At 64.2% G+C, this 19,905-nt stretch carries 16 protein-coding genes; 1 reads left to right on the plus strand and 15 read right to left on the minus strand.

Features of this window, described 5'->3' with window-relative positions:
* Positions 1–25: 25 nt before the first annotated feature.
* The 15 genes from U0042_RS19165 to U0042_RS19235 all read right to left on the minus strand — a co-directional run bounded on the left by U0042_RS19165 (position 26) and on the right by U0042_RS19235 (position 18,663).
* Positions 26–916: a ParB/RepB/Spo0J family partition protein gene (locus U0042_RS19165; RefSeq protein WP_114813883.1), complete on the minus strand. Its 891-nt coding sequence runs from the start codon at positions 914–916 to the stop codon at positions 26–28.
* Between the two features lie 38 nt (positions 917–954).
* A complete protein-coding gene (locus U0042_RS19170; RefSeq protein ID WP_114813885.1) occupies positions 955–1,725 on the minus strand; it encodes a ParA family protein in 771 nt (256 codons plus the stop codon).
* Positions 1,726–1,868: 143 nt separating this feature from the next.
* Positions 1,869–2,603: a 16S rRNA (guanine(527)-N(7))-methyltransferase RsmG gene (gene rsmG / locus U0042_RS19175; RefSeq protein WP_114813887.1), complete on the minus strand. Its 735-nt coding sequence runs from the start codon at positions 2,601–2,603 to the stop codon at positions 1,869–1,871.
* Positions 2,600–4,564 (minus strand): tRNA uridine-5-carboxymethylaminomethyl(34) synthesis enzyme MnmG, encoded by a 1,965-nt coding sequence (gene mnmG / locus U0042_RS19180; RefSeq protein WP_114813969.1) that lies wholly within the window; start codon positions 4,562–4,564, stop codon positions 2,600–2,602. The genes rsmG and mnmG overlap by 4 nt, the downstream gene beginning before the upstream one ends.
* Before the next feature lie 209 nt (positions 4,565–4,773).
* The gene (locus tag U0042_RS19185; RefSeq protein WP_114813889.1) at positions 4,774–5,541 is read right to left on the minus strand and encodes an ABC transporter ATP-binding protein; all 768 of its coding nucleotides are present in this window, start codon (positions 5,539–5,541) and stop codon (positions 4,774–4,776) included.
* Positions 5,541–7,325 (minus strand): ABC transporter permease subunit, encoded by a 1,785-nt coding sequence (locus U0042_RS19190; RefSeq protein WP_114813891.1) that lies wholly within the window; start codon positions 7,323–7,325, stop codon positions 5,541–5,543. Before U0042_RS19190 ends, U0042_RS19185 begins: the two co-directional genes overlap by 1 nt.
* 4 nt (positions 7,326–7,329) lie before the next feature.
* Positions 7,330–8,385: a branched-chain amino acid ABC transporter permease gene (locus U0042_RS19195; protein WP_114813893.1), complete on the minus strand. Its 1,056-nt coding sequence runs from the start codon at positions 8,383–8,385 to the stop codon at positions 7,330–7,332.
* A gap of 317 nt (positions 8,386–8,702) precedes the next feature.
* The gene (locus tag U0042_RS19200; RefSeq protein WP_114813895.1) at positions 8,703–9,863 is read right to left on the minus strand and encodes an ABC transporter substrate-binding protein; all 1,161 of its coding nucleotides are present in this window, start codon (positions 9,861–9,863) and stop codon (positions 8,703–8,705) included.
* A gap of 226 nt (positions 9,864–10,089) precedes the next feature.
* Positions 10,090–11,256: an ABC transporter substrate-binding protein gene (locus tag U0042_RS19205; protein ID WP_114813897.1), complete on the minus strand. Its 1,167-nt coding sequence runs from the start codon at positions 11,254–11,256 to the stop codon at positions 10,090–10,092.
* Positions 11,257–11,908: 652 nt separating this feature from the next.
* Positions 11,909–12,880, minus strand: coding sequence for a branched-chain amino acid ABC transporter permease (locus U0042_RS19210; protein ID WP_198665386.1), 972 nt, complete (start codon positions 12,878–12,880; stop codon positions 11,909–11,911).
* The gene (locus tag U0042_RS19215; protein WP_114813901.1) at positions 12,880–13,764 is read right to left on the minus strand and encodes a branched-chain amino acid ABC transporter permease; all 885 of its coding nucleotides are present in this window, start codon (positions 13,762–13,764) and stop codon (positions 12,880–12,882) included. The genes U0042_RS19210 and U0042_RS19215 overlap by 1 nt, the downstream gene beginning before the upstream one ends.
* 83 nt (positions 13,765–13,847) lie before the next feature.
* Positions 13,848–15,011, minus strand: a complete 1,164-nt coding sequence (locus U0042_RS19220) for an ABC transporter substrate-binding protein (protein WP_419150532.1) — start codon at positions 15,009–15,011, stop codon at positions 13,848–13,850.
* A 145-nt stretch (positions 15,012–15,156) separates the two neighbouring features.
* Positions 15,157–15,915, minus strand: coding sequence for an ABC transporter ATP-binding protein (locus tag U0042_RS19225; protein ID WP_114813906.1), 759 nt, complete (start codon positions 15,913–15,915; stop codon positions 15,157–15,159).
* Positions 15,912–16,691, minus strand: coding sequence for an ABC transporter ATP-binding protein (locus U0042_RS19230; RefSeq protein ID WP_114813908.1), 780 nt, complete (start codon positions 16,689–16,691; stop codon positions 15,912–15,914). Before U0042_RS19230 ends, U0042_RS19225 begins: the two co-directional genes overlap by 4 nt.
* A 253-nt stretch (positions 16,692–16,944) precedes the next feature.
* Positions 16,945–18,663 carry a GMC family oxidoreductase gene (locus tag U0042_RS19235; RefSeq protein WP_114813910.1) on the minus strand — a complete coding sequence of 573 codons (1,719 nt, stop codon included), beginning with the start codon at positions 18,661–18,663 and terminating at the stop codon, positions 16,945–16,947.
* Between the two features lie 208 nt (positions 18,664–18,871).
* On the opposite strand from U0042_RS19235, the gene U0042_RS19240 reads away from it, so the two are divergent.
* On the plus strand, positions 18,872–19,771 hold the full coding sequence (locus tag U0042_RS19240) for a LysR family transcriptional regulator (RefSeq protein ID WP_114813912.1): 900 nt from the start codon (positions 18,872–18,874) through the stop codon (positions 19,769–19,771).
* Positions 19,772–19,905 lie beyond the last annotated feature (134 nt).

Consider the following 19,905-nt stretch of genomic DNA (forward strand, 5'->3'; position numbering starts at 1 on the left):
TTTGAACTACGGGGCAGCGGTCGCCTCAAGCGGCCGCCATGTTCCCGCGCAGCCGGGTGAGAATGCCTTCGAGCGAGTCGAGGTCGCCGAAGTCGATGGTCACCTGACCGCGGCCGCGACGCCCCAGCTTGATCTTGACGGTCGCGGCGAGCAGGTCGGACAGTTCTTCTTCGAGACGGCGCGTGTCGCGTCCGCCGTCGTGATTGGCACGTGCCTTCACGGCCGGCGCGGTCTTGGTGGTGGCCGTCACGAGCTTTTCGGTCTCGCGCACGGACATCCGCTTGTTCACCACCTGGTTCGCGAGCGCGATCTGCGTGGCGGCGTCCACGGCGAGCAACGCGCGCGCGTGGCCCATGTCGAGGTCGCCGGCCAAGAGCATGGTCTGCACCGGCGCCGCGAGGTTCAGCAGACGCAGCAGGTTCGACACCGCGCTACGCGAGCGTCCCACCGACTCGGCCGCCTGCTCGTGCGTGAAATTGAATTCGTCGAGCAGTCGCTGGATGCCCTGCGCCTCTTCCAGCGGATTCAGGTCTTCCCGCTGGATGTTTTCGATCAGCGCCATCGCGGCGGCGGCCTGGTCCGGCACGTCCTTCACGAGCACCGGCACCTCTTCCAGGCCGGCAAGGCGCGCCGCGCGAAAGCGCCGTTCGCCCGCGATGATCTCGAACTTGTCCGCCGCAACCGGCCGCACGAGGATCGGCTGCATCAGGCCCTGCGCGCGGATGCTGGCGGCGAGTTCCTGCAGCGCGCCCTCGTCCATCCGCGTGCGCGGCTGGTACTTGCCAGGCTGAAGCTTCGTGAGCGGCAACGTGTTCGGCGCGCCCTCGATCTTCACGGCCTCGGTGATGTCCGCGCTGCCGCCGAGCAGCGCCTCGAGCCCGCGGCCCAGTCCTTTCTTCCGTGCTACTGCATTCATGGTGCTTCCTCGGTCCGCTTTGGGTGGAAGGCCGCGCGTCATAGCGCGCGCACCCGCTGAATCATTTCCGCGCCGAACTGCACGTATGCCTGCGCGCCACGCGATGCGCTGTCGAACACCACGCCCGGCAGCCCGTAGCTGGGTGCCTCGGCAAGTCGTACGTTGCGCGGGATCACGGCATCGAACACCTTGTCGCCGAAGTGTTCCTTCAACTGGTCGGAAACCTGCTGCTGCAACGTGATGCGCGGATCGAACATCACGCGCAGCAAGCCGATCACCTTCAAGTCGCGATTCAGGTTCGCGTGAACCTGCTTGATGGTGTTGACGAGGTCGGACAGCCCTTCGAGCGCGAAGTACTCGCACTGCATGGGGATCACCACGCCGTGCGCCGCGCACAAGCCGTTCAGCGTGAGCAGCGAGAGCGCCGGCGGACAATCGATGAGCACGAAGTCGTACTCGTGCTCGACGTCCGCGAGCGCCGTTTTCAACCGACGCTCGCGGTTCTCGACCGTCACGAGCTCCACTTCCGCCCCGGCCAGCTCGCGATTGGCAGGCAGCACGTCGTACGCGACCGCCGCGGGACGCACGCGCGCGTCGGCCACCGACACGCCGTCCACCAGTACCTCGTACACCGTGTTTTCGCAGGCAGCCTTGTCGATGCCGCTGCCCATGGTGGCGTTGCCCTGCGGGTCCAGGTCGATGAGCAGAACCCGCTGTCCCTGCGCTGCGAGGCTCGCGGCAAGATTGACTGTTGTCGTCGTCTTCCCGACGCCGCCCTTCTGGTTCGCCACGCAGAAGATTTTTGCCATCGTTTGTGTGTCCCTGTTTGCTGCTGGTTTACTGCCTGGTTTGCTACTGGTTGTCGCTTGTTGGCTCTCGAACGCCTGTCGAATTCGACCACAAAATCCTCTATCTTCAGGCTTTTTCAGCGAAAGGCCGCCTTTATCTCTCTTCAGGCGCCTTCCTTGACGGCACCCGCAGTCCGGTGCGCGTCAATCCGGACCTCCACGAGATGCCGTTCTGCATCCAGAAACGGCACTTCGAGACGCACGACCTGCACTGCGTGCGCCCCGGACGGCAGACGCTCGATTTCGGCATCGGGCCGCACGCCCTTCATCGCCCAGATCGCGCCGCGATCCGAAACGAGGTTGCGGGCAAGTGTAACGAAATCCGCGAGTTCTGCGAATGCGCGCGAGACGATCACATCGAATCTTCCCGGCACTTCGATACCGGGACGAAGCGATTCGACACGACCGGTCACGACGGAAAGATTCGTGAGGCCAAGCTCGGCCTTGCCCTGCGACTGAAAGGCCGTCTTCTTGTGGACAATGTCGTTCAGCGTAACGGACCAGTGCGGCAACGCGATGGCGAGCACGATGCCAGGCAGGCCGCCGCCGGAACCGACGTCCAGCACGGACACGGCGCCGGCGCGCGGCAAGTCCGGCGCGAGGTGCGGTACGATGGCAAGCGAATCGAGCACGTGTTGGATCAGCATCTGGCGCGGATCGCGGATCGCCGTCAGGTTATACACGGCGTTCCACTTGGCGAGCAGCGCGACATAGTCGAGCAGCGCCACTTGCTGAGCGTCCGTCAAATCGATGCGCAGCCGGTCGGCGCCCTCCGCCAGCATGGCGGCATGCGCTTCGCGATCGACGACGGAGCCAAGGCGTCCGTGGCGGCCCGTCATTGGGCCACCGGCGTGCCGCTGTCCGTGCCCTGCCCGCCCGGCGCCGTCTGACGACGCCGGCGCAGCCCACGCTTCAGGTGAACCATGAGCAGCGAAATGGCGGCCGGCGTAATGCCTGAAATGCGCGAGGCCTGCCCGATGGTTTCCGGACGGAACTGATTCAGCTTCTGGCGCGCCTCGAACGACAGACCACGCACTTCCGAGTAATCGATGCTTTCCGGCAGCCGGGTGTTCTCGTGCGCACCGTTACGCTCGATCTCGTCAGCTTGCCGATCGATGTAACCCTGATATTTGATGCCGATCTCGATCTGTTCCTTGATTTGCGCAAGCAGTACTTCGTCCTCGGCGAGCGGCGTTTCCGGTCCGCGCGTGCCCCCTTGCAAGCTGCAAACGCCGTCGTAGCTCACGCCCGGGCGACGCAACAGATCCGCGAGGTTGTACTCGCGGTCGATCGGTTTGCCGAGCAGCGCCGTCGCTTCTTCCGCCGGAAGTGTCTTCGGATTCACCCACGTTGTCCGCAGTCGCTCTGTTTCACGTGAAACAGCGTCGCGCTTGCGGCTAAATGCATCCCAGCGCTCGTCGTCGACCACCCCCAACTCGCGGCCGATTTCAGTCAGCCGCATATCAGCGTTGTCCTCACGCAGGCTCAAGCGATACTCCGCCCGGCTCGTGAACATCCGATAAGGTTCGGACACACCGCGCGTAACGAGGTCGTCCACCAGCACGCCCAGATAAGCCTGGTCGCGGCGCGGGCACCACGCGTCCTTGCCTTGCACCTGCAAGCCGGCATTGATACCCGCCAGCAGGCCCTGCGCCGCCGCTTCCTCATACCCGGTCGTACCGTTGATCTGGCCCGCAAAGAACAAGCCACCGATCGCCTTGGTTTCCAGCGACGCCTTCAGCCCGCGCGGATCGAAGTAGTCGTACTCGATTGCGTAGCCCGGCCGGAGGATGTGCGCGTGCTCCAGCCCCCGCATGGAGCGCACCAGCTCCAGCTGCACGTCAAATGGCAGGCTCGTCGAAATACCGTTGGGGTAGAACTCGTTCGTCGTCAGTCCTTCCGGCTCGAGAAAGATCTGATGCGATTCCTTCGACGCGAAGCGATGAATCTTGTCTTCGATGGACGGGCAATAGCGCGGCCCCACGCCTTCGATCACGCCCGTGTACATGGGCGATCGATCCAGGCCGCTGCGAATGATGTCATGCGTCCGTGCATTCGTATGTGTCACCCAGCACGGCACCTGCCGAGGGTGCTGTTCAGTGCGGCCAAGAAACGAGAACACGGGCACCGGATCGAGGTCGCCCGGTTGCTCCTCGAGTCTGGAGAAGTCGATGGTCCGGCCGTCGATGCGCGGCGGCGTGCCCGTCTTGAGCCGCCCTTGCGGCAGCTTCAATTCCTTCAGCCGAGCCGAAAGCGTGACTGCCGCCGGGTCACCGGCCCGGCCGCCCGTGTAGTTATTGAGACCTACGTGAATCTTCCCGTCCAGGAACGTCCCGGCCGTCAGCACGACCGCCCGCGCGCGGAACCGCACGCCAACCTGCGTCACCGCGCCGACCACACGGTCACCCTCCACCATCAGATCTTCGACGGCCTGCTGGAACAACCAAAGATTCGGCTGGTTTTCGAGGCGTCGGCGAATGGCCTGCTTGTACAGCAGCCGGTCCGCCTGCGCGCGCGTGGCCCGCACCGCCGGGCCCTTCGAGGAGTTGAGAATGCGGAACTGGATGCCGCCCTCGTCCGTGGCCGCGGCCATCGCACCGCCCAGCGCGTCCACTTCCTTCACGAGATGGCCCTTGCCAATGCCGCCAATCGACGGATTGCAGCTCATCTGCCCGAGCGTTTCGATGTTGTGCGTCAGCAGGAGCGTTTTCACGCCCATACGGGCAGCGGCAAGCGCGGCCTCCGTCCCGGCATGACCGCCGCCGACGACAATGACATCGAATTCTGTTGGATAAAGCATGGTGATCTCACGCATGAACCTGCGTGAGCCTTTCGAGAAAATGGGTATGCGCGAATTATAGCGGGTTAGCGTTTTCGGCCGTTCGGGTCCGAATTTGGTTCCCGCACAAAAGCGATGCGACGGACGAAAAAAGGTGTTTCACGTGAAACATGAGACACCCTTCTTGATGGGCCCAAGCGCGCCCTCGCCAGCGCACCCCATAACGCGCGCTACGCCGCTTTCCTTGTCAGGCCCAGATACGTCTCGATCACCTGCGGGTTCTGAGCGAGTTCGCCGGCCGGGCCTTCCAGCACGATTTCGCCAGTCTCCAGCACGTATCCGTAGTCCGAAATCTGGAGCGCGGCGCGCGCATTCTGTTCGATCAGCAGGGTCGCCACACCGGTCTGCCTTAACGCGCTGATGATGTGGAAAATCTCCTTCACGATCAGCGGTGCCAAGCCGAGACTCGGCTCATCGAGCATCAGCAGATCCGGCTTTCCCATCAGGGCGCGCCCCACGGCGAGCATCTGCCGCTCGCCGCCCGATAGCGTGCCGGCCGCCTGCCGCCGACGCTCCTTCAGCCGAGGAAACAGCGTGAAGACCGGCTTGAGCTGGTCGAGCCACGCCTTTTCTCCCGCGCGCTTGCGGCGATAGGCGCCCAGCAGCAGGTTGTCTTCGACGGACATCGACGCGAACAGCTCACGCTTCTCCGGGACGAGGCACATCCCGCGTGCAACACGCTTTTCGATCGCCAACGCGCCCACCTCGTCGCCCAGATAGCGCACGTGCCCGCTGGCGTAACCACCGGTCGGCAGCGCGCCCATGATCGCGTTGAGCAGTGTCGACTTCCCGGCGCCGTTCGGGCCGATCACCGACACGATCTGACCCGCCCCGACCTTGATCGCGGCCCGATGCAGCGCCTCCACTTTGCCGTACCGTGCTGAGAGCCCCGCCACTTCCAGCACCGGCATAACGCCCGCCTCGTTCTTGCTCACCATCATTCCACCCCGCCCAGATACGCTTCGAGCACCGCCGGATCCTTCTGCACGTCCTCGGGCAGTCCTTCCGCGATGCGCGTGCCAAACTCCATCACGACCAGCCGGTCGGTGAGGTTCATCACGAAATCCATGTCGTGCTCGACCAGCAGCACGCTCATTCCCTCTTCCTTCAGTTTGCGCAGCAATCCGGCCAGTTGCTGCTTTTCCTGATACCGCAGGCCGGCCGCCGGCTCGTCCAGCAGCAGCAGTGTCGGATCGCAGCATAGCGCCCGCGCGATCTCCAGAACGCGTTGCTGGCCGAGCGCCAGGCTTCCCGCCTCGTCGTACATGTGTCGCTCGAGGCCCACGCGGCGGATCTGCCTTGCCGCCTCGTTCATCAGCCGCGCCTCCTCGACGGCATTGAGGCGCGCAATGCTGCGCCACACGCCGGCATGGCCACGCAGATGCGCGCCGATCGCGACGTTCTCCAGAACCGTCATGCCCGGCAGCAGCTTGACGTGCTGGAACGTGCGGCCGATGCCGCGCTTCACGATTTCACGTGACGTGAGCGTATCGATCCGCTCGCCGCGGAAGATGATCTGCCCGGCCGTGGGTTGCAGCACGCCGGTGACAAGATTGAACGTAGTCGACTTCCCCGCGCCGTTCGGGCCGATCAGCCCGACGATCTGCCCGGCTTTCACGTCGAAGCTCACGTCGTTGACGGCCACGAGCCCGCCGAACTGCTTGCGCGCCTTGTCGACCGTCAGCAGCAATTCGCCTGGCTGCGGTTTGCTGCGCTGCGGCAACGGTTCTGCGTGATCGGGAACGTGAGCGCGCGGCCCACGAGGGAAAAGCCGCGCCACGTACGGCCACACGCCGTGCCGCGCATACTGCAGCAGCAGCACCATGAGCACGCCGAACACGATGATCTCAAAATTGCCGTTCTCTCCCAGCAGCTTGGGTAGCAGCGTCTGAAGCCAATCCTGCAGCAGCGTGAGGATGGCCGCGCCCAGCACCGCGCCCCAGACGTGCGCCACGCCGCCCACCACCGCCATGAACAGGTATTCGATGCCGTGATTGAGCCCAAACGGCGTGGGATTCACCGCCCGCTGCAAGTGCGCATAGAGGAACCCCGACACGGCAGCGAGCACCGCGGCATACACGAAGATCACGACGCGCATCCATGCCGTGTTCACGCCCATCGCCTCGGCCATCGCGCCGCCGCCGCGCAGCGCGCGTATGGCGCGGCCCGGCCGGCTATTAAGCAGATTCTGAACAGACACCACGGACGCCAGCACCACCACCCAGATCAGGTAATAGATATGCCGGCCCGACTCCAGATCGACGCCGAACACGTTCAGCACCGGAATGCCGTTGATGCCGTCGTACTTGCCGAGCATCTCCATGTTGCCGAACAGGAAGAACAGCGCGAGTCCCCAGGCGATGGTTCCGAGCGGCAGGAAGTGACCGGACAGGCGCATCGTCACGGCGCCCAGCACAAGCGCGATGAGCGCCGTGAGCACCACACCCGCGATCAGCGCGAGCCACGGCGACACGCCGAATTGCGTCGTCAGATACGCCGTGGCGTACGCGCCCACGCCGACGAACGCCGCCTGCCCGAAGCTCGTCATGCCGCCGATGCCGGTGAGCAGCACGAGGCCGATCGCCACGATCGCATACAGGCCGATGTAGTTGAGCAGCGTGATCCAGTATTCGGGCACCCGCAGCGGATGCGGCAGCACCGGAAGCGCGAACATCACCGCGAGAAACAGCCAGAAGAAGCGGTTGCGAATCATGCGTTTCATCGCGTCACTCCTCCTCTTCTTCGGCATGCGGGCTCGCCAGACTGCGCCACAGCAATACCGGAATGATCAGCGTGAACACAATGACTTCCTTGTAGGCACTGGCCCAGAACGACGAATACGATTCGAGCAGCCCGACGAGCACCGAGCCGGCCGCCGCCACGGGATAACTCACGAGGCCGCCGATGATCGCGCCCACGAATCCCTTCAAGCCGATCAGAAAACCCGAGTCGTAGTAGATGGTGGTAAGCGGTGCAACGAGAATTCCGCACAGCACGCCGAGCCCCGCGGCGAGCGTGAACGCGAGGCGTCCCGCCTGCGTCGTGCCGATGCCGACCAGCCGCGCGCCCAGCCGGTTCACCGACGTCGCCCGCAGCGCCTTGCCCGACACCGAGCGATCGAAATAGATGTACAGCCCGACGATCAGCACGATCGCGGTGCCGATCACCCACAAGCTCTGGCCCGTAACCGAGAGCGAGCCTACGTTGAACGTCGCGTCCGAAAACGCGTTCGTGCGCGACCCTTCGGCGCCGAACATCACGAGCCCGAGGCCGACCATCGCGAAGTGCACGGCCACCGCGACGATCAGCAGCAACAAGGTGGTCGCTTCTGCAATCGGCTCGTACGCGAGGCGATACACGAACGGACCCATCGGCACCACGATGGCGAGCGTCAACGCGATCTGCGCGAGCATCGGCAACTGCATGCCGAAGGTGCCGCGTGTGATCGCGTAGACGGCAACGGGAAACAACAGGTACTGGCCCGCGAGCGTCACGAGCGTGCGCGCGAGCTGCGTACGCCGCTCCGCATGCCGCGCGAGCCCGAGTATCTCGACGACGAAGCACGCGGCGCCCATCGCCATCAACAGCCAGCACGTGGCGGGAAACTTCTGCGTCTGTAGTGCAGCGAGCGTGAGTGCGCCGTACGAAACGAACTCGCCCTGCGGAATGAAGATCACCCGCGTGACGGAAAACACCAGCACCAGCGCCAGCGCGAGCAGCGCGTAGATGGCGCCGGTCGTGATGCCGTCTTGCGCGAGGATCGCCGCAATTGATAGATCCATACTTCCTCTTCGTGTCTTTCTGGAATGCCTGAATCGGGATGCGTAGATGGGTAGACGCGCAGCAAGGCGTGATGAACGCGCGGCCAACGCGCCATTGTGCTCGAACAGAACGACATGGCGGCGACACGTGCGCCAACGCGTAGCGCGTCGCGTTGAATGGCGCAGCGTGCGGATCACAGCGACGACTACAGCGAAGCACGACGCCCTATGCGAGCGACACGCTCACGCGCGCGCCCTCACCGCTGCGCCATCCGTGAGAAGAAGGACGCGCGCAACGCTGCCCCCAACGCGCGTCCCCGAAGTGCCGCTGATGTCGCTTACTTGCCCTGCAGCTTCCACTTGCCGCCGGAGATCTGCACGATCACGCGGGCGCGTTCGTCGAGGCCGTTATGGTCCGCCGACGTCGTGTTCATGATGCCGTGCGCGACCGGCAGGTCCTTGAGGTTTTCGAGCGCGCTGCGCAGCGCCTCGCGGAACTCGACCGTACCCGGCTGCGCCGTCTTCAGTGCCTCGGGAATGGCCCGCTGCAGCATCTGGCCGGCGTCCCATGCGTGGCCGCCAAACGTCGACACCGAACCCGCGCCGTAGGCCTTCTCATACGCGTTCTTGTAGGCCTCCGATGACTTCTTCACGGGGTTCGAATCGGGCAGCTGGTCCGCCACGAGAATCGGGCCCGCCGGCAGCAGTTCGCCCTCGCAGTCCTTGCCGCACACGCGCAGGAAGTCGTTGTTCGCCACGCCATGCGTCTGGTAGATGGCGCCCTTGTAGCCGCGCTCCTTGAGCGTCTTCGCCGGCAGCGCGGCCGGCGTGCCCGAGCCCGCGATCAGCACCGCATCGGGGTTGGCCGCCATGAGCTTGAGCACCTGGCCCGTGACCGATGCATCGGTGCGGTTATAGCGCTCGTTGGCCACCACCTTCAGATGACGCGCGCCCGCTGCCGCGTTGAACACCGTGTACCAGTTCTCGCCGTAGGCGTCGGAGAAGCCGATGAAGCCCACCGTCTTCACGCCGTGCTGCTCCATGTACTGCGCGATCGCGTCGGCCATCAGGCTGTCGTTCTGCGGCGTCTTGAAGACCCATGCGCGCTTGGCGTCCATCGGCGAAACGATGGCGGCCGAGGCGGCCATCGAGATCATCGGCGTTTTGGCCTGCGACGCCACGTCGATCATCGCGAGCGAGTTAGGCGTGACCGTGGAGCCGATGATGGCGTCCACGTGGTCTTCATCGATGAGCTTGTGCGTGTTCTGCACGGCGTGGCTCGTGTCGGATGCGTCGTCGAGCACGATGTACTGCACCGTCTTGCCGCCAATCTCCTTCGGCAACAGTTCGATGGTGTTCTTCTCCGGAATGCCGAGCGACGCCGCCGGCCCCGTCGCCGACAGCGTGACGCCGATCTTCACCTGCGCGAACGCGCTGCCCGCGCCGAGGAGTGCTGCCGCTGCGAGCGTTACCCGTACCCACTGTGTCTTCGTTTTCATCGTGTGTCTCCAAACGCCTTGTCTCTTGTTTCGTATGGTCCGGCCCTTCGCGACACGGCCGGCTTCTGAGTGTAGTGACGGGTCCGCTCATGTGGACACATGGTTTTCCCTGTCGGGTGCATCTACCGCGAGCGCCGCTTCGTGCACACGGCGCGGACAACAAAAAAGGCGCGTCCGTTTGTCCGCGCCTTTGTTCGAAAGAGTTGTCTGTGGGTGCCTCGTGGCGTCAGTCGCTGGCGAGCTTCCACTTGCCGCCGACGATCTGCACCATCACGCGCGCCCGCTGGTCGAGGCCCGCATGGTCCGTCGCACTCATGTTGAAGATGCCGTGCGACGCGGGAAGATCCTTCGTGCTTTCGAGCGCCGTGCGCAGCGCCTCGCGAAAGGCCTTCGTGCCCGGCTGGCCCTGCTTGAGCGCGATGGGCACCGCGCGTTGCAGCAGCAGCCCCGCGTCCCACGCATGGCCGCCGAAGGTCGAGATCGAGCCGGCACCCCAGGCGCTTTCATAGGCCGCCTTGTACGTCAGCGCCACCTTCTTCGCCGGGTTCGATGCAGGCAGCTGATCGGCGACGAGCAGCGGGCCCGCGGGCAGATACGTGCCTTCGCAGTCCTTGCCGCACACACGCAGGAAGTCGTTGTTGGCCACGCCGTGCGTCTGGTAGTAGCGGCCCTTGTAGCCGCGCTCCTTGAGCGTCTTCTGAGGCAACGCGGCCGGCGTGCCGGCGCCTGCGATCAGCACGGCGTCGGGGTTCTGCGACATCATGCGCAGCACCTGGCCCGTCACCGACGTGTCGTTGCGCGCGAACCGCTCGTTCGCCACGATGCGAATCTTCTTGAGTTCGGCGATCTTGCCGAACTCCTTGTACCAGCTCTCGCCATATGCGTCCGAGAAGCCGATGAACGCCACCGTCTTCACGCCATGGTCAGCCATGTGCTGGGCAATGGCGGTGGCCATCAGGATGTCGTTCTGAGGCGTCTTGAACACCCATGCGCGCTTCGCGTCCATGGGCTCCACGATGGAAGCGGCCGCGGCCATCGAGATCATCGGCGTGGACGTTTCGGCGGCCACGTCGATCATCGCCAGCGAGTTCGGCACGACGGTGGAACCGATCAACGCGTCCACGTGATCTTCGCTCGTGAGCTTGCGTGCGTTGCGCACGGCCTGCGTGGGATCCGTGGCATCGTCCAGCACGATGTAGTCGATCTTCTGGCCGGCAATTTCCTTCGGCAGCAGCGCGACCGTGTTTTTTTCCGGAATGCCGAGCGACGCCGCCGGCCCCGTGGCCGACACCGTCACGCCGATCTTCACATCCGCCCACGCCGTTCCCGCCAGCATGGCCCCCGCTCCTGCCACTGCGCACGCTGCGCTGATCCAACGCACTGCCGCCAACATGTACGCTCCTCGCGTTTACCCGCTTATTCGATTGAAAATGGCTCGCAAACCGCCTGAAGGCGATGGCCTGAATAGCGCCGCCTCCCCGCGGAAAATACCGCGCCGACCTTTTTTTTAACGGCACGTAAATGCCGACCAGGCGGTCGGCGAATGGCGAGTGTAGCGGACGCAAGCCATATGCGGCAAGCATTTGCAGGAGTCGGACAGACGAGAAAAAACCCGCAGTCTGCGCGACAAAAACGGCTTACGAGATTCGGGCGGGAAGAGAAAAACGGGCAGCCGTTTCAGGCCCTGAAGGGAAATAACGGAAAAACCAGCGAACGAAGCACGCGAATGGAAAGACCAATATAAAAAGCGCTGTTGGATTCCCATCCAACAGCGCTTTCCGTTTGGGCACTGAGTGCCTCATGTCTCCTCGTTCTCCACCTGCAAATTCGGTGCATCAGAACTGGGTGCAAGATTAAAGATGCACCGCCCTGCGGACAACTAGCATTTACCCTAGTGGTGCACTGCGGCACTCAATTGGGGCACGCTGACACCGCGCCGTTGCATGCGCGGGTGCGACGGTGGCGGAGCATCGCAGCACCGGCCACAGAAAAATATCGGGACACCGAAGTAATGCGCGGCCTCGCAGCGCCGCGCCGTTCATCGCTCAGGCACGCAACGGACGCACACGCGCCACGATCTCACCCACAATTCCGCGCCGGAACGCCAACACGCACGCGATGAAGATGAGGCCTGTGACGATGGTTGCCGATTCGCCGAGCGAGCGGAACCAGTCGACGCCTGTCGCCGACGCGAGCGCCCCGCCAATCTCGCCCAGCCGATCGCCCAGCGAGACGATGAGCGCAGCGCCCAGCAACGGCCCGAACAGCGTGCCCATGCCGCCCACGAGCGTCATCAGAATGACGAGCCCGGACATGGTCCAGTAGGCGTCGTCGAGCGTCTCGAAGCCCAGCACCACGACCTTCAGCGCGCCGGCCAACCCCGCAATGCCGGCGGAGAGCACAAACGCAAGCAGCTTGAAGCGGTCCGTGTCGTAGCCGAGCGAAATGGCGCGCGGCTCGTTCTCCTTGATGGCCACGAGAATCTGTCCGAACGGCGAATGCACGATACGCACGATGAGCAGGAACGCGAGCACCATCACCACGAGCACGACGTAGTACAGCACCAGGTCCGAACTCAGCGACAGCAACCCGAACAGCTTGCCGCGCGGCACGCCTTGCATGCCGTCTTCGCCATGCGTGAACGGCGCCTGCAGGAACACGAAGTAGACCATCTGCGCGAGCGCGAGCGTGACCATCGCAAAGTAGATGCCCTGACGCCGGATCGCGAAGAGCCCCACCACAAGCCCGAGCAACGTGGCCGCCGCGGTGCCTGCGAGCACGCCGAGTTCCGGCGTAAGACCAATCGACTGGATCGCGTAGCCCGCCACATACCCGGCGCTGGCCAGAAACATGGCATGGCCGAACGACAGCAGGCCCGTGTAGCCGATCAACAGATTGAACGCCGCGGCAAAGAGCGCAAAGCACAGCACCTTCATCACGAAGACCGGATACGCGCCCGCGAGCGGCGCCACGATCAGGCCCACCAACAGCAGGACATAAAGCGCTTTTCTCTGCATCATCTTTCCTTGCCGAAGAGGCCGGCGGGACGAACCAATAACACGATCGCCATGATGACGAACACCACCGTAGCCGACGCTTCCGGCCAGAACACGCGCGTGAAGCCTTCGATCACGCCCAGCAGCAAGCCCGTCACGATGGACCCCATGATCGAGCCCATCCCGCCGATCACCACCACCGCGAACACGGTGATGATCATGGGCTGCCCCATGAGCGGCGACACCTGAATCACGGGTGCAGCGAGCACCCCGGCAAACGCGGCCAATGCCACGCCGAAGCCGTAGGTGAGCGTGACCATCATCGGAACGTTGATGCCGAAGGCCTCCACGAGCTTGGGGTTCTCGGTACCGGCACGCAGATACGCACCCAACCGCGTACGCTCGATCACGAACCAGGTCACGAAGCACACCGCGAGCGAGGCCACCACGACCCACGCGCGATAGTTCGGCAGGAACATGAAGCCGAGGTTGGTCGCGCCCGAAAGCGCCGACGGCACGTCGTACGGTTGGCCCGACGAGCCGTAGATGGAACGGAACACGCCCTCGATCACGAGCGTGAGCCCGAAGGTGAGCAAGAGCCCGTAGAGATGATCGAGCTTGTAGAGCCAGCGCAGCATAGATCGTTCAATCAGCATGCCGAACACGCCCACCAGCAGCGGCGAGAGCACGAGCATCGCCCAGTACGGCACGTGAAAGTACGCAAGGCCCATCCACGTGAGCATCGCCCCCAGCATGAACAGCGCGCCGTGGGCGAAGTTGATCACGTTGAGCAGCCCGAAGATCACTGCGAGGCCAAGGCTCAGGATCGCGTAGAACGAGCCGTTCACGAGTCCGAGCAACAGCTGGCTCAGCATCGCCGGCAACGGAATGCCAAAGATTTCCATTGAACCTGTCGTCCAGATGAGATCGGCGCGAAGCGAAGTGCGGCGGCCTCTCGCCGCCGCACTTCGCTCACGTCCCTATTCCGTTACTTCCACAGCGCGCAGCGCGTCTCCTGCTTCGTCGTGAAGGCCTGCTCGCCCGGAATGGTCGCGACGATCTTGTAGTAGTCCCAAGGCTCTTTCGATTCAGCCGGCGTCTTCACCTGCATGAGGTACATGTCGTGGATCATGCTGCCGTCCTGACGCACGTAGCCCTTCGCGTAGAAGTCGTCGATCTTCTGCTTCTTGAGCTGCGCCATTACCTTGTCCGAGTCCGTGGAGCCCACTGCTTGCACGGCCTTCAGATACGTCATCGTGGCGGAGTAGTCGGCAGCCTGCAGGCTCGACGGCATCTTCTTCATCTTGTCGAAGTAGCGCTGCGACCACTTGCGCGAAGCCTCGTCCTTGTTCCAGTACCAGCTGTCGGTCAGCACGAGGCCTTGCGTGGTTTCGAGGCCGAGGCTGTGGATGTCGTTGATGAAGATGAGCAGTGCCGCGAGCTTCATCGTCTTCGTGATGCCGAACTCCTTCGCGGCCTTGATCGAATTGATCGTGTCGCCGCCCGCGTTCGCGAGGCCCAGAATCTGCGCCTTCGACGATTGCGCCTGCAACAGGAACGACGAGAAGTCCGACGCCGAGAGCGGATGCCGCACTTCGCCCAACACCTGGCCGCCGTTCGCCTTCACCACGTCGGCGGTGTTCTTTTCGAGCGCCTTGCCGAATGCGTAGTCCGCCGTGAGGAAGAACCACGTTTTGCCGCCCTGCTTCGTCACGGCCGAACCCGTGCCTTTCGCGAGCGCCGTGGTGTCGTAGGCATAGTGGATGGTGTACGGCGTGCATTGCTCGTTGGTGAGCGTGTCCGCGCCGGCGCCGATGCTGATGTACACCTTGTGCTTCTCGCCCGCGACCTGGTTCATCGAGAGGCCCGTCGCGGAATTCGTGCCGCCAATCAGCAGATCGACGCCGTCGCGGTCGAACCATTCGCGCGCACGCGACGCTGCAATGTCGGCCTTGTTCTGATGGTCGGCATACACGACCTGGATCGGCTTGCCGTTCACCTTGCCGCCGAAGTCCGCTACCGCCATGCGGATGGCTTCGAGACCCCCCTGGCCGTCGATGTCCACATAGAGTCCCGACATGTCCGTGATGAAGCCGATCTTCACGGCGTCGTCGGCTGCCCGCGCATTGCCGGCCGCGAACGCGGCACACATCGCGGCCGCGATGCCGATCGACGTGAAGCGCGCGAGAGTGCTGTTCTTCTTCATTCCTGTCTCCTTCATTCGTTGCGTTGTGGTTGTGCGAGGCAATCAGGTGGCGCGCCCGGCACGCGGGTGTCGCCGTGAAGCGGGTTTCGGTTCAAACGCCGAGCAGATCGTGCAGCACGGGCATCTTGCTTTCCAGCTCCGCCGCGCCGAAATGCTCGACGATGCGGCCGTGCTCCATCACGTAGAAGCGGTCCGCGAGCGGCGCCGCGAAACGGAAGTTCTGCTCGACCATCACGATGGTGTAGCCGCGCGCCTTGAGCGCGACGATCATGCGCGCGAGCGTCTGCACGATGACCGGCGCAAGCCCTTCCGATATCTCGTCGAGCAGCAGCAGATTCGCGCCCGTCCGCAGAATGCGCGCAACCGCGAGCATCTGTTGTTCGCCGCCCGACAGGCGCGTGCCCTGGCTCTGCCGGCGCTCCTTGAGATTCGGAAACATCTGGTAGATCTCGTCGAGCGACATGGCGTGCGCGTGCCGGCTCACGGGCGGCGGCAACAGCAGATTCTCTTCGCACGAGAGGCTCGAAAAAATGCCGCGCTCTTCGGGGCAGTAGCCCACACCGCAATGCGCGATGCGATGCGTCGCCATGCCGATGGTTTCGCGGCCACCAATCTTGATGGAGCCCGTACGGCGACCCGTCAGACCCATGATGGCGCGCAGCGTCGTGGTACGGCCTGCGCCGTTGCGGCCAAGCAGCGTCACCACTTCGCCGCGTCCCACGGTGAGATCCACGCCGTGCAGGATGTGCGATTCGCCGTACCAGGCCTGCAGACCCGCAATGGCGAGCGCGGGCGTGCTTTCGGCCGCGCCGCTCACTTCTGTGTTCTCGCGTTCGGTCACGGTGTTCATGCATGTGCTCCGGCAAGCGCTGCGTCGGCGCTGCCCATGTAGGCCTGCATCACGAGCGGGTTCTTCGACACCTCCGCGTACGCGCCCTCGGCCAGCACCTCGCCGCGTTGCAGGACCGTGATGGTATCCGAGATGCCGGCGATCACGTTCATGTTGTGTTCCACCATGAGAATGGTGCGGCCCGCCGATACTTTTTTGATCAGCGCCGTGACGCGATCCACGTCCTCGTGCCCCATGCCTTGCGTCGGCTCGTCGAGCAGCATGAGTTCGGGTTCCATGGCGAGCGTGGTCGCAATTTCGAGTGCGCGCTTGCGACCGTAGGCAAGTTCTACCGTGCGCACGTCGGCGAAATCGGTCAGGCCGACCTGGGCGAGCAGATCCATCGCGCGATCGTCGAGCTCGCGCAGCGTGCGTTCGCTCTTCCAGAAATGGAACGTACTGCCGAGCGTGCGCTGCAGTCCCACGCGCACGTTCTGCAACGCCGTCAAATGTGGAAATACCGCGGAAATCTGGAACGAACGGATAATGCCGCGCCGCGCGATCTGCGCCGGGCGCTCACGCGTGATGTCGATGCCGTTGAAGACGATCTGCCCCGCGCTGGGTTCGAGAAATTTGGTGAGCAGGTTGAAGCACGTCGTTTTGCCCGCGCCGTTCGGGCCGATGAGTGCATGAATCGTGCCGCGACGCACGCGCAGGTTCACGCCGTTGACGGCCGTGAAGCCCTTGAATTCCTTCGTGAGTCCGCGCGTCTCCAGAATCGTGTCGCCGAGAATCATGTCCTCTTCCATGCGAATGAAGGCGAAGTCTTGTAGACACCTCGCGCACCGGATTGCGCGAACGCGTGATGACGACCGCACCCCCGTATCGGCCGTGGCGCAGTGCGTGGCTGCGGATGGCAGCGCGGGGCACCGAGCGGCATGGCGCCATTGTCTCGCCAATGATGCAGCGCAATCATAGGGATTTGCACTTAGGGCCCGGCGCGTATGCAGCGCGCTCCGCACAGGCGCCGAAATACGCGTCGCCACGTCGTCATGCAACGGACATCGACACGCTTGCCGGCTTCGCTTCGTCGCGCCCCGCGAGTCGTGCACGACGATCCGCACGCAGCATGTCGCTTGCGCGCTCCGCGATCATCAGCGTCGGCGAGTTGGTGTTGCCCGATGTGATGACGGGCATCACCGATGCATCCACCACGCGTAATCCTTCCACGCCACGCACGCGCAAACGGTGGTCCACGACTGAGCCGGGATCGTCGGCGGTGCCCATGCGACACGTGCCGACCGGATGAAAGATCGTGGTGCCCACGTTGCCCGCGGCGTCCTGCAATTCTTCTTCGGTCTGATACACGAGACCGGGCAGAATTTCGTGCGGACGATATGGCGCGAGCGCGGGTGCGGCCGCGATGCGCCGCGTGAGTCGAAGCGCGTTGGCCGCGACGTGACGGTCGTAGTCGGTGGACAGATAGTTGGGCGCGATGGCCGGTGCCGCCGCGGCATCGGGCGAAGCGATGTGGACGCTGCCGCGCGAGGTGGGCCGTAAATGGCACACGGACGCCGTGAACGCGTTGAAGCGATGCAGCGGCTCGCCGAAACGATCGAGCGAAAGCGGCTGCACGTGGTATTCGAGATCGGGCCGCGTGAGCGACCCATCGGACGGGTCGGACTTCGCGAACGCGCCGAGCTGCGAAGGCGACATCGACATGGGACCGCTCTGGAACAGCGCGTACTGCATGCCGATCATCAGCTTGCCCCACCAGTGAGCCGATGCCGTATTGAGCGTACGCACGTTCTGCACGCGATACGCCATACGCAACTGGAGATGGTCCTGCAGGTTTTCGCCCACGCCGCGCAGGTCGTGCACGACATCGATACCCAGACCTTGCAGTCGCGCACCGTTCCCGATGCCCGACAGTTCGAGCAATTGCGGCGAGTTCACGGCGCCCGCACTCAGCACGACTTCGCAGCGCGCCTTCGCCGCGTAGCTCACGCCGTCGCCGCGATATTCCACGCCCACGCAGCGTTTGCCCTCGAACACCACACGCTCGGTGAGCGCGCCCGTGATGATGGTGAGGTTGGGCCGCTTCATCGCGGGACGCAGAAACGCCTTCGATGCGTTCCAGCGAATGCCGCGCTTCTGGTTCACCTCGAAGTAGCCGACGCCGGTGTTGTCGCCGCGATTGAAGTCGTCGGTCGCGGGGATGCCGGTTTGCTGCGCGGCCTGCGCGAACGCGTCGAGAATCTTCCACTTCAGGCGCTGCCGTTCCACACGCCATTCGCCGCCTTCACCGTGCCACGTATTCGCGCCGCCGTGATGGTCCTCGCTGCGGCGAAACACGGGCAGCACTGCATCCCACGACCATGACGGATCGTTCGTGGTGCGTGCCCACTCGTCGTAGTCTTCGCGCTGCCCGCGCATGTAAATCATGCCGTTGATGGACGAGCTGCCGCCCAGCACACGGCCACGCGGATACGAGAGCGCCCGGCCGTTGAGGCCTGCTTCGGCCTGCGTCTTGTAAAGCCAGTCGGTACGCGGATTGCCGATGCAGTAGAGGTAGCCCACCGGCACGTGAATCCAGTGGTAATCGTCTTTGCCGCCGGCTTCGAGCAGCAACACGGAGACGTCGGGGTCTTCCGTGAGCCGGTTCGCGAGCACGCAGCCCGCGGTGCCAGCGCCCACGATCACGTAATCGAATTCGCCTTCGAGCCGGCGCGGCTCGCTGCGGCCTGCCGCCGCTTTGGTCTTGTCCATCGTGTCTCGTCTCCTCCGTTGCGCCGCGCCCGGCTGCGTCCTGCTGCATCGGGCTGCATTGGCTGCGGCGCACGTTCGTGATCGGCATGGCGCAGGTATCTGTCCCACGTCGGCATTGCCGAAGATTCGCCAAGCGTAGCGGCGAAACCGCAGGGCAATCCAATGAGTTATGCTCAACTGCCATATAAGGCGCACTCATATCAGGAATATGGACCTGACCTTGCTCCGGGCCTTCGTCACCGTGGCACGCGAGGGCAACCTCACGCGTGCCGCCGTGCATCTGCACCTCACGCAGCCGGCCGTGAGCCTGCAGATCAAGAACCTTCAGGAGACGCTCGGCGTGTCGCTCTTCACGCGCACGTCTCACGGGCTCGCACTCACGCGCGACGGCCAGGCGCTGTTGCCGCACGCGGAACGCGCGCTCGCGGCAGCTGGCGACGTGCAGCGCGCCGCCGCCACGCTGCGCCACGAAGTGCGCGGGCGGCTGCGCATCGGCACGATCCTCGACCCCGAATTCCTGCGGCTCGGCGGCTTTCTGAAACCGCTCGTGGAAACGTGGCCGCAGATCGAGACCGCGCTGCGACACGGCATGTCGGGCTGGGTGCGGGAGCAGGTGCGCTCGAGCGAACTCGACGTCGGCTATTACATCGGGCTGCCTGCCGAAGACGACCCGCGCGACGGCAACGTATTTCACGCGGTCACGCTCACGCACTTTCAATACCGCGTGCTGGCACCCGCAGGCTGGAAAGACCGCGTACGCGGCATCCACGACTGGCGCGGGCTCGCGGCGTTGCCGTGGATCTGGACGCCGCCCGCATCGGCACATAACAGGCTGCTGACGCGCTGCTTCGCCGAAGCCGGCGTCACGCCTGTGAAGGTGGCCGAAGTGGACCAGGAGCCGTCCATGCTCGACCTCGTGAAATCGGGCGTCGGCCTTTCGCTCGCGCGTGATGCGACGGCGCTGGCCGAAGCGCATGCACACGCGCTCACGATCGTGGAAGGCATCACCGTGCCCACGCAGCTCACCTTCATCACGCTTGCCGCACGCGAGCAGGAGCCTGCCATCGCAGCCGCACTGAAGCTGATCGAAACGCAATGGGCGATATGAGCGTCGCTCATGACGTGCGCCGACGATCAAGCCATGAACCGACGTCACGGATTTGCGCCGTAACGCCACGGTCACACGGTTTTTGCTAGATTCGACTTTCGCGTTTCCGTCCCCGGCTCGCATCTGTGACTCGC

The organism is Paraburkholderia kururiensis (assembly GCF_034424375.1).
Taxonomy (GTDB): domain Bacteria; phylum Pseudomonadota; class Gammaproteobacteria; order Burkholderiales; family Burkholderiaceae; genus Paraburkholderia; species Paraburkholderia kururiensis_A.

Excerpts from the sequence above, each read along its gene's own strand:
- U0042_RS19230 (WP_114813908.1), bottom strand. The coding sequence starts at position 16,691 with ATGATTCTCGGCGACACGATTCTGGAGACGCGCGGACTCACGAAGGAA.
- U0042_RS19210 (WP_198665386.1), bottom strand. The coding sequence starts at position 12,880 with ATGCAGAGAAAAGCGCTTTATGTCCTGCTGTTGGTGGGCCTGATCGTG.
- U0042_RS19190 (WP_114813891.1), bottom strand. The coding sequence starts at position 7,325 with ATGAAACGCATGATTCGCAACCGCTTCTTCTGGCTGTTTCTCGCGGTG.
- U0042_RS19235 (WP_114813910.1), bottom strand. The coding sequence starts at position 18,663 with ATGGACAAGACCAAAGCGGCGGCAGGCCGCAGCGAGCCGCGCCGGCTC.
- U0042_RS19225 (WP_114813906.1), bottom strand. The coding sequence starts at position 15,915 with ATGAACACCGTGACCGAACGCGAGAACACAGAAGTGAGCGGCGCGGCC.
- U0042_RS19200 (WP_114813895.1), bottom strand. The coding sequence starts at position 9,863 with ATGAAAACGAAGACACAGTGGGTACGGGTAACGCTCGCAGCGGCAGCA.
- U0042_RS19165 (WP_114813883.1), bottom strand. The coding sequence starts at position 916 with ATGAATGCAGTAGCACGGAAGAAAGGACTGGGCCGCGGGCTCGAGGCG.
- U0042_RS19205 (WP_114813897.1), bottom strand. The coding sequence starts at position 11,256 with ATGTTGGCGGCAGTGCGTTGGATCAGCGCAGCGTGCGCAGTGGCAGGA.
- rsmG (WP_114813887.1), bottom strand. The coding sequence starts at position 2,603 with ATGACGGGCCGCCACGGACGCCTTGGCTCCGTCGTCGATCGCGAAGCG.
- U0042_RS19240 (WP_114813912.1), top strand. The coding sequence starts at position 18,872 with ATGGACCTGACCTTGCTCCGGGCCTTCGTCACCGTGGCACGCGAGGGC.
- U0042_RS19185 (WP_114813889.1), bottom strand. The coding sequence starts at position 5,541 with ATGGTGAGCAAGAACGAGGCGGGCGTTATGCCGGTGCTGGAAGTGGCG.
- U0042_RS19220 (WP_419150532.1), bottom strand. The coding sequence starts at position 15,011 with ATGTGTGCCGCGTTCGCGGCCGGCAATGCGCGGGCAGCCGACGACGCC.
- mnmG (WP_114813969.1), bottom strand. The coding sequence starts at position 4,564 with ATGCTTTATCCAACAGAATTCGATGTCATTGTCGTCGGCGGCGGTCAT.
- U0042_RS19195 (WP_114813893.1), bottom strand. The coding sequence starts at position 8,385 with ATGGATCTATCAATTGCGGCGATCCTCGCGCAAGACGGCATCACGACC.
- U0042_RS19215 (WP_114813901.1), bottom strand. The coding sequence starts at position 13,764 with ATGGAAATCTTTGGCATTCCGTTGCCGGCGATGCTGAGCCAGCTGTTG.
- U0042_RS19170 (WP_114813885.1), bottom strand. The coding sequence starts at position 1,725 with ATGGCAAAAATCTTCTGCGTGGCGAACCAGAAGGGCGGCGTCGGGAAG.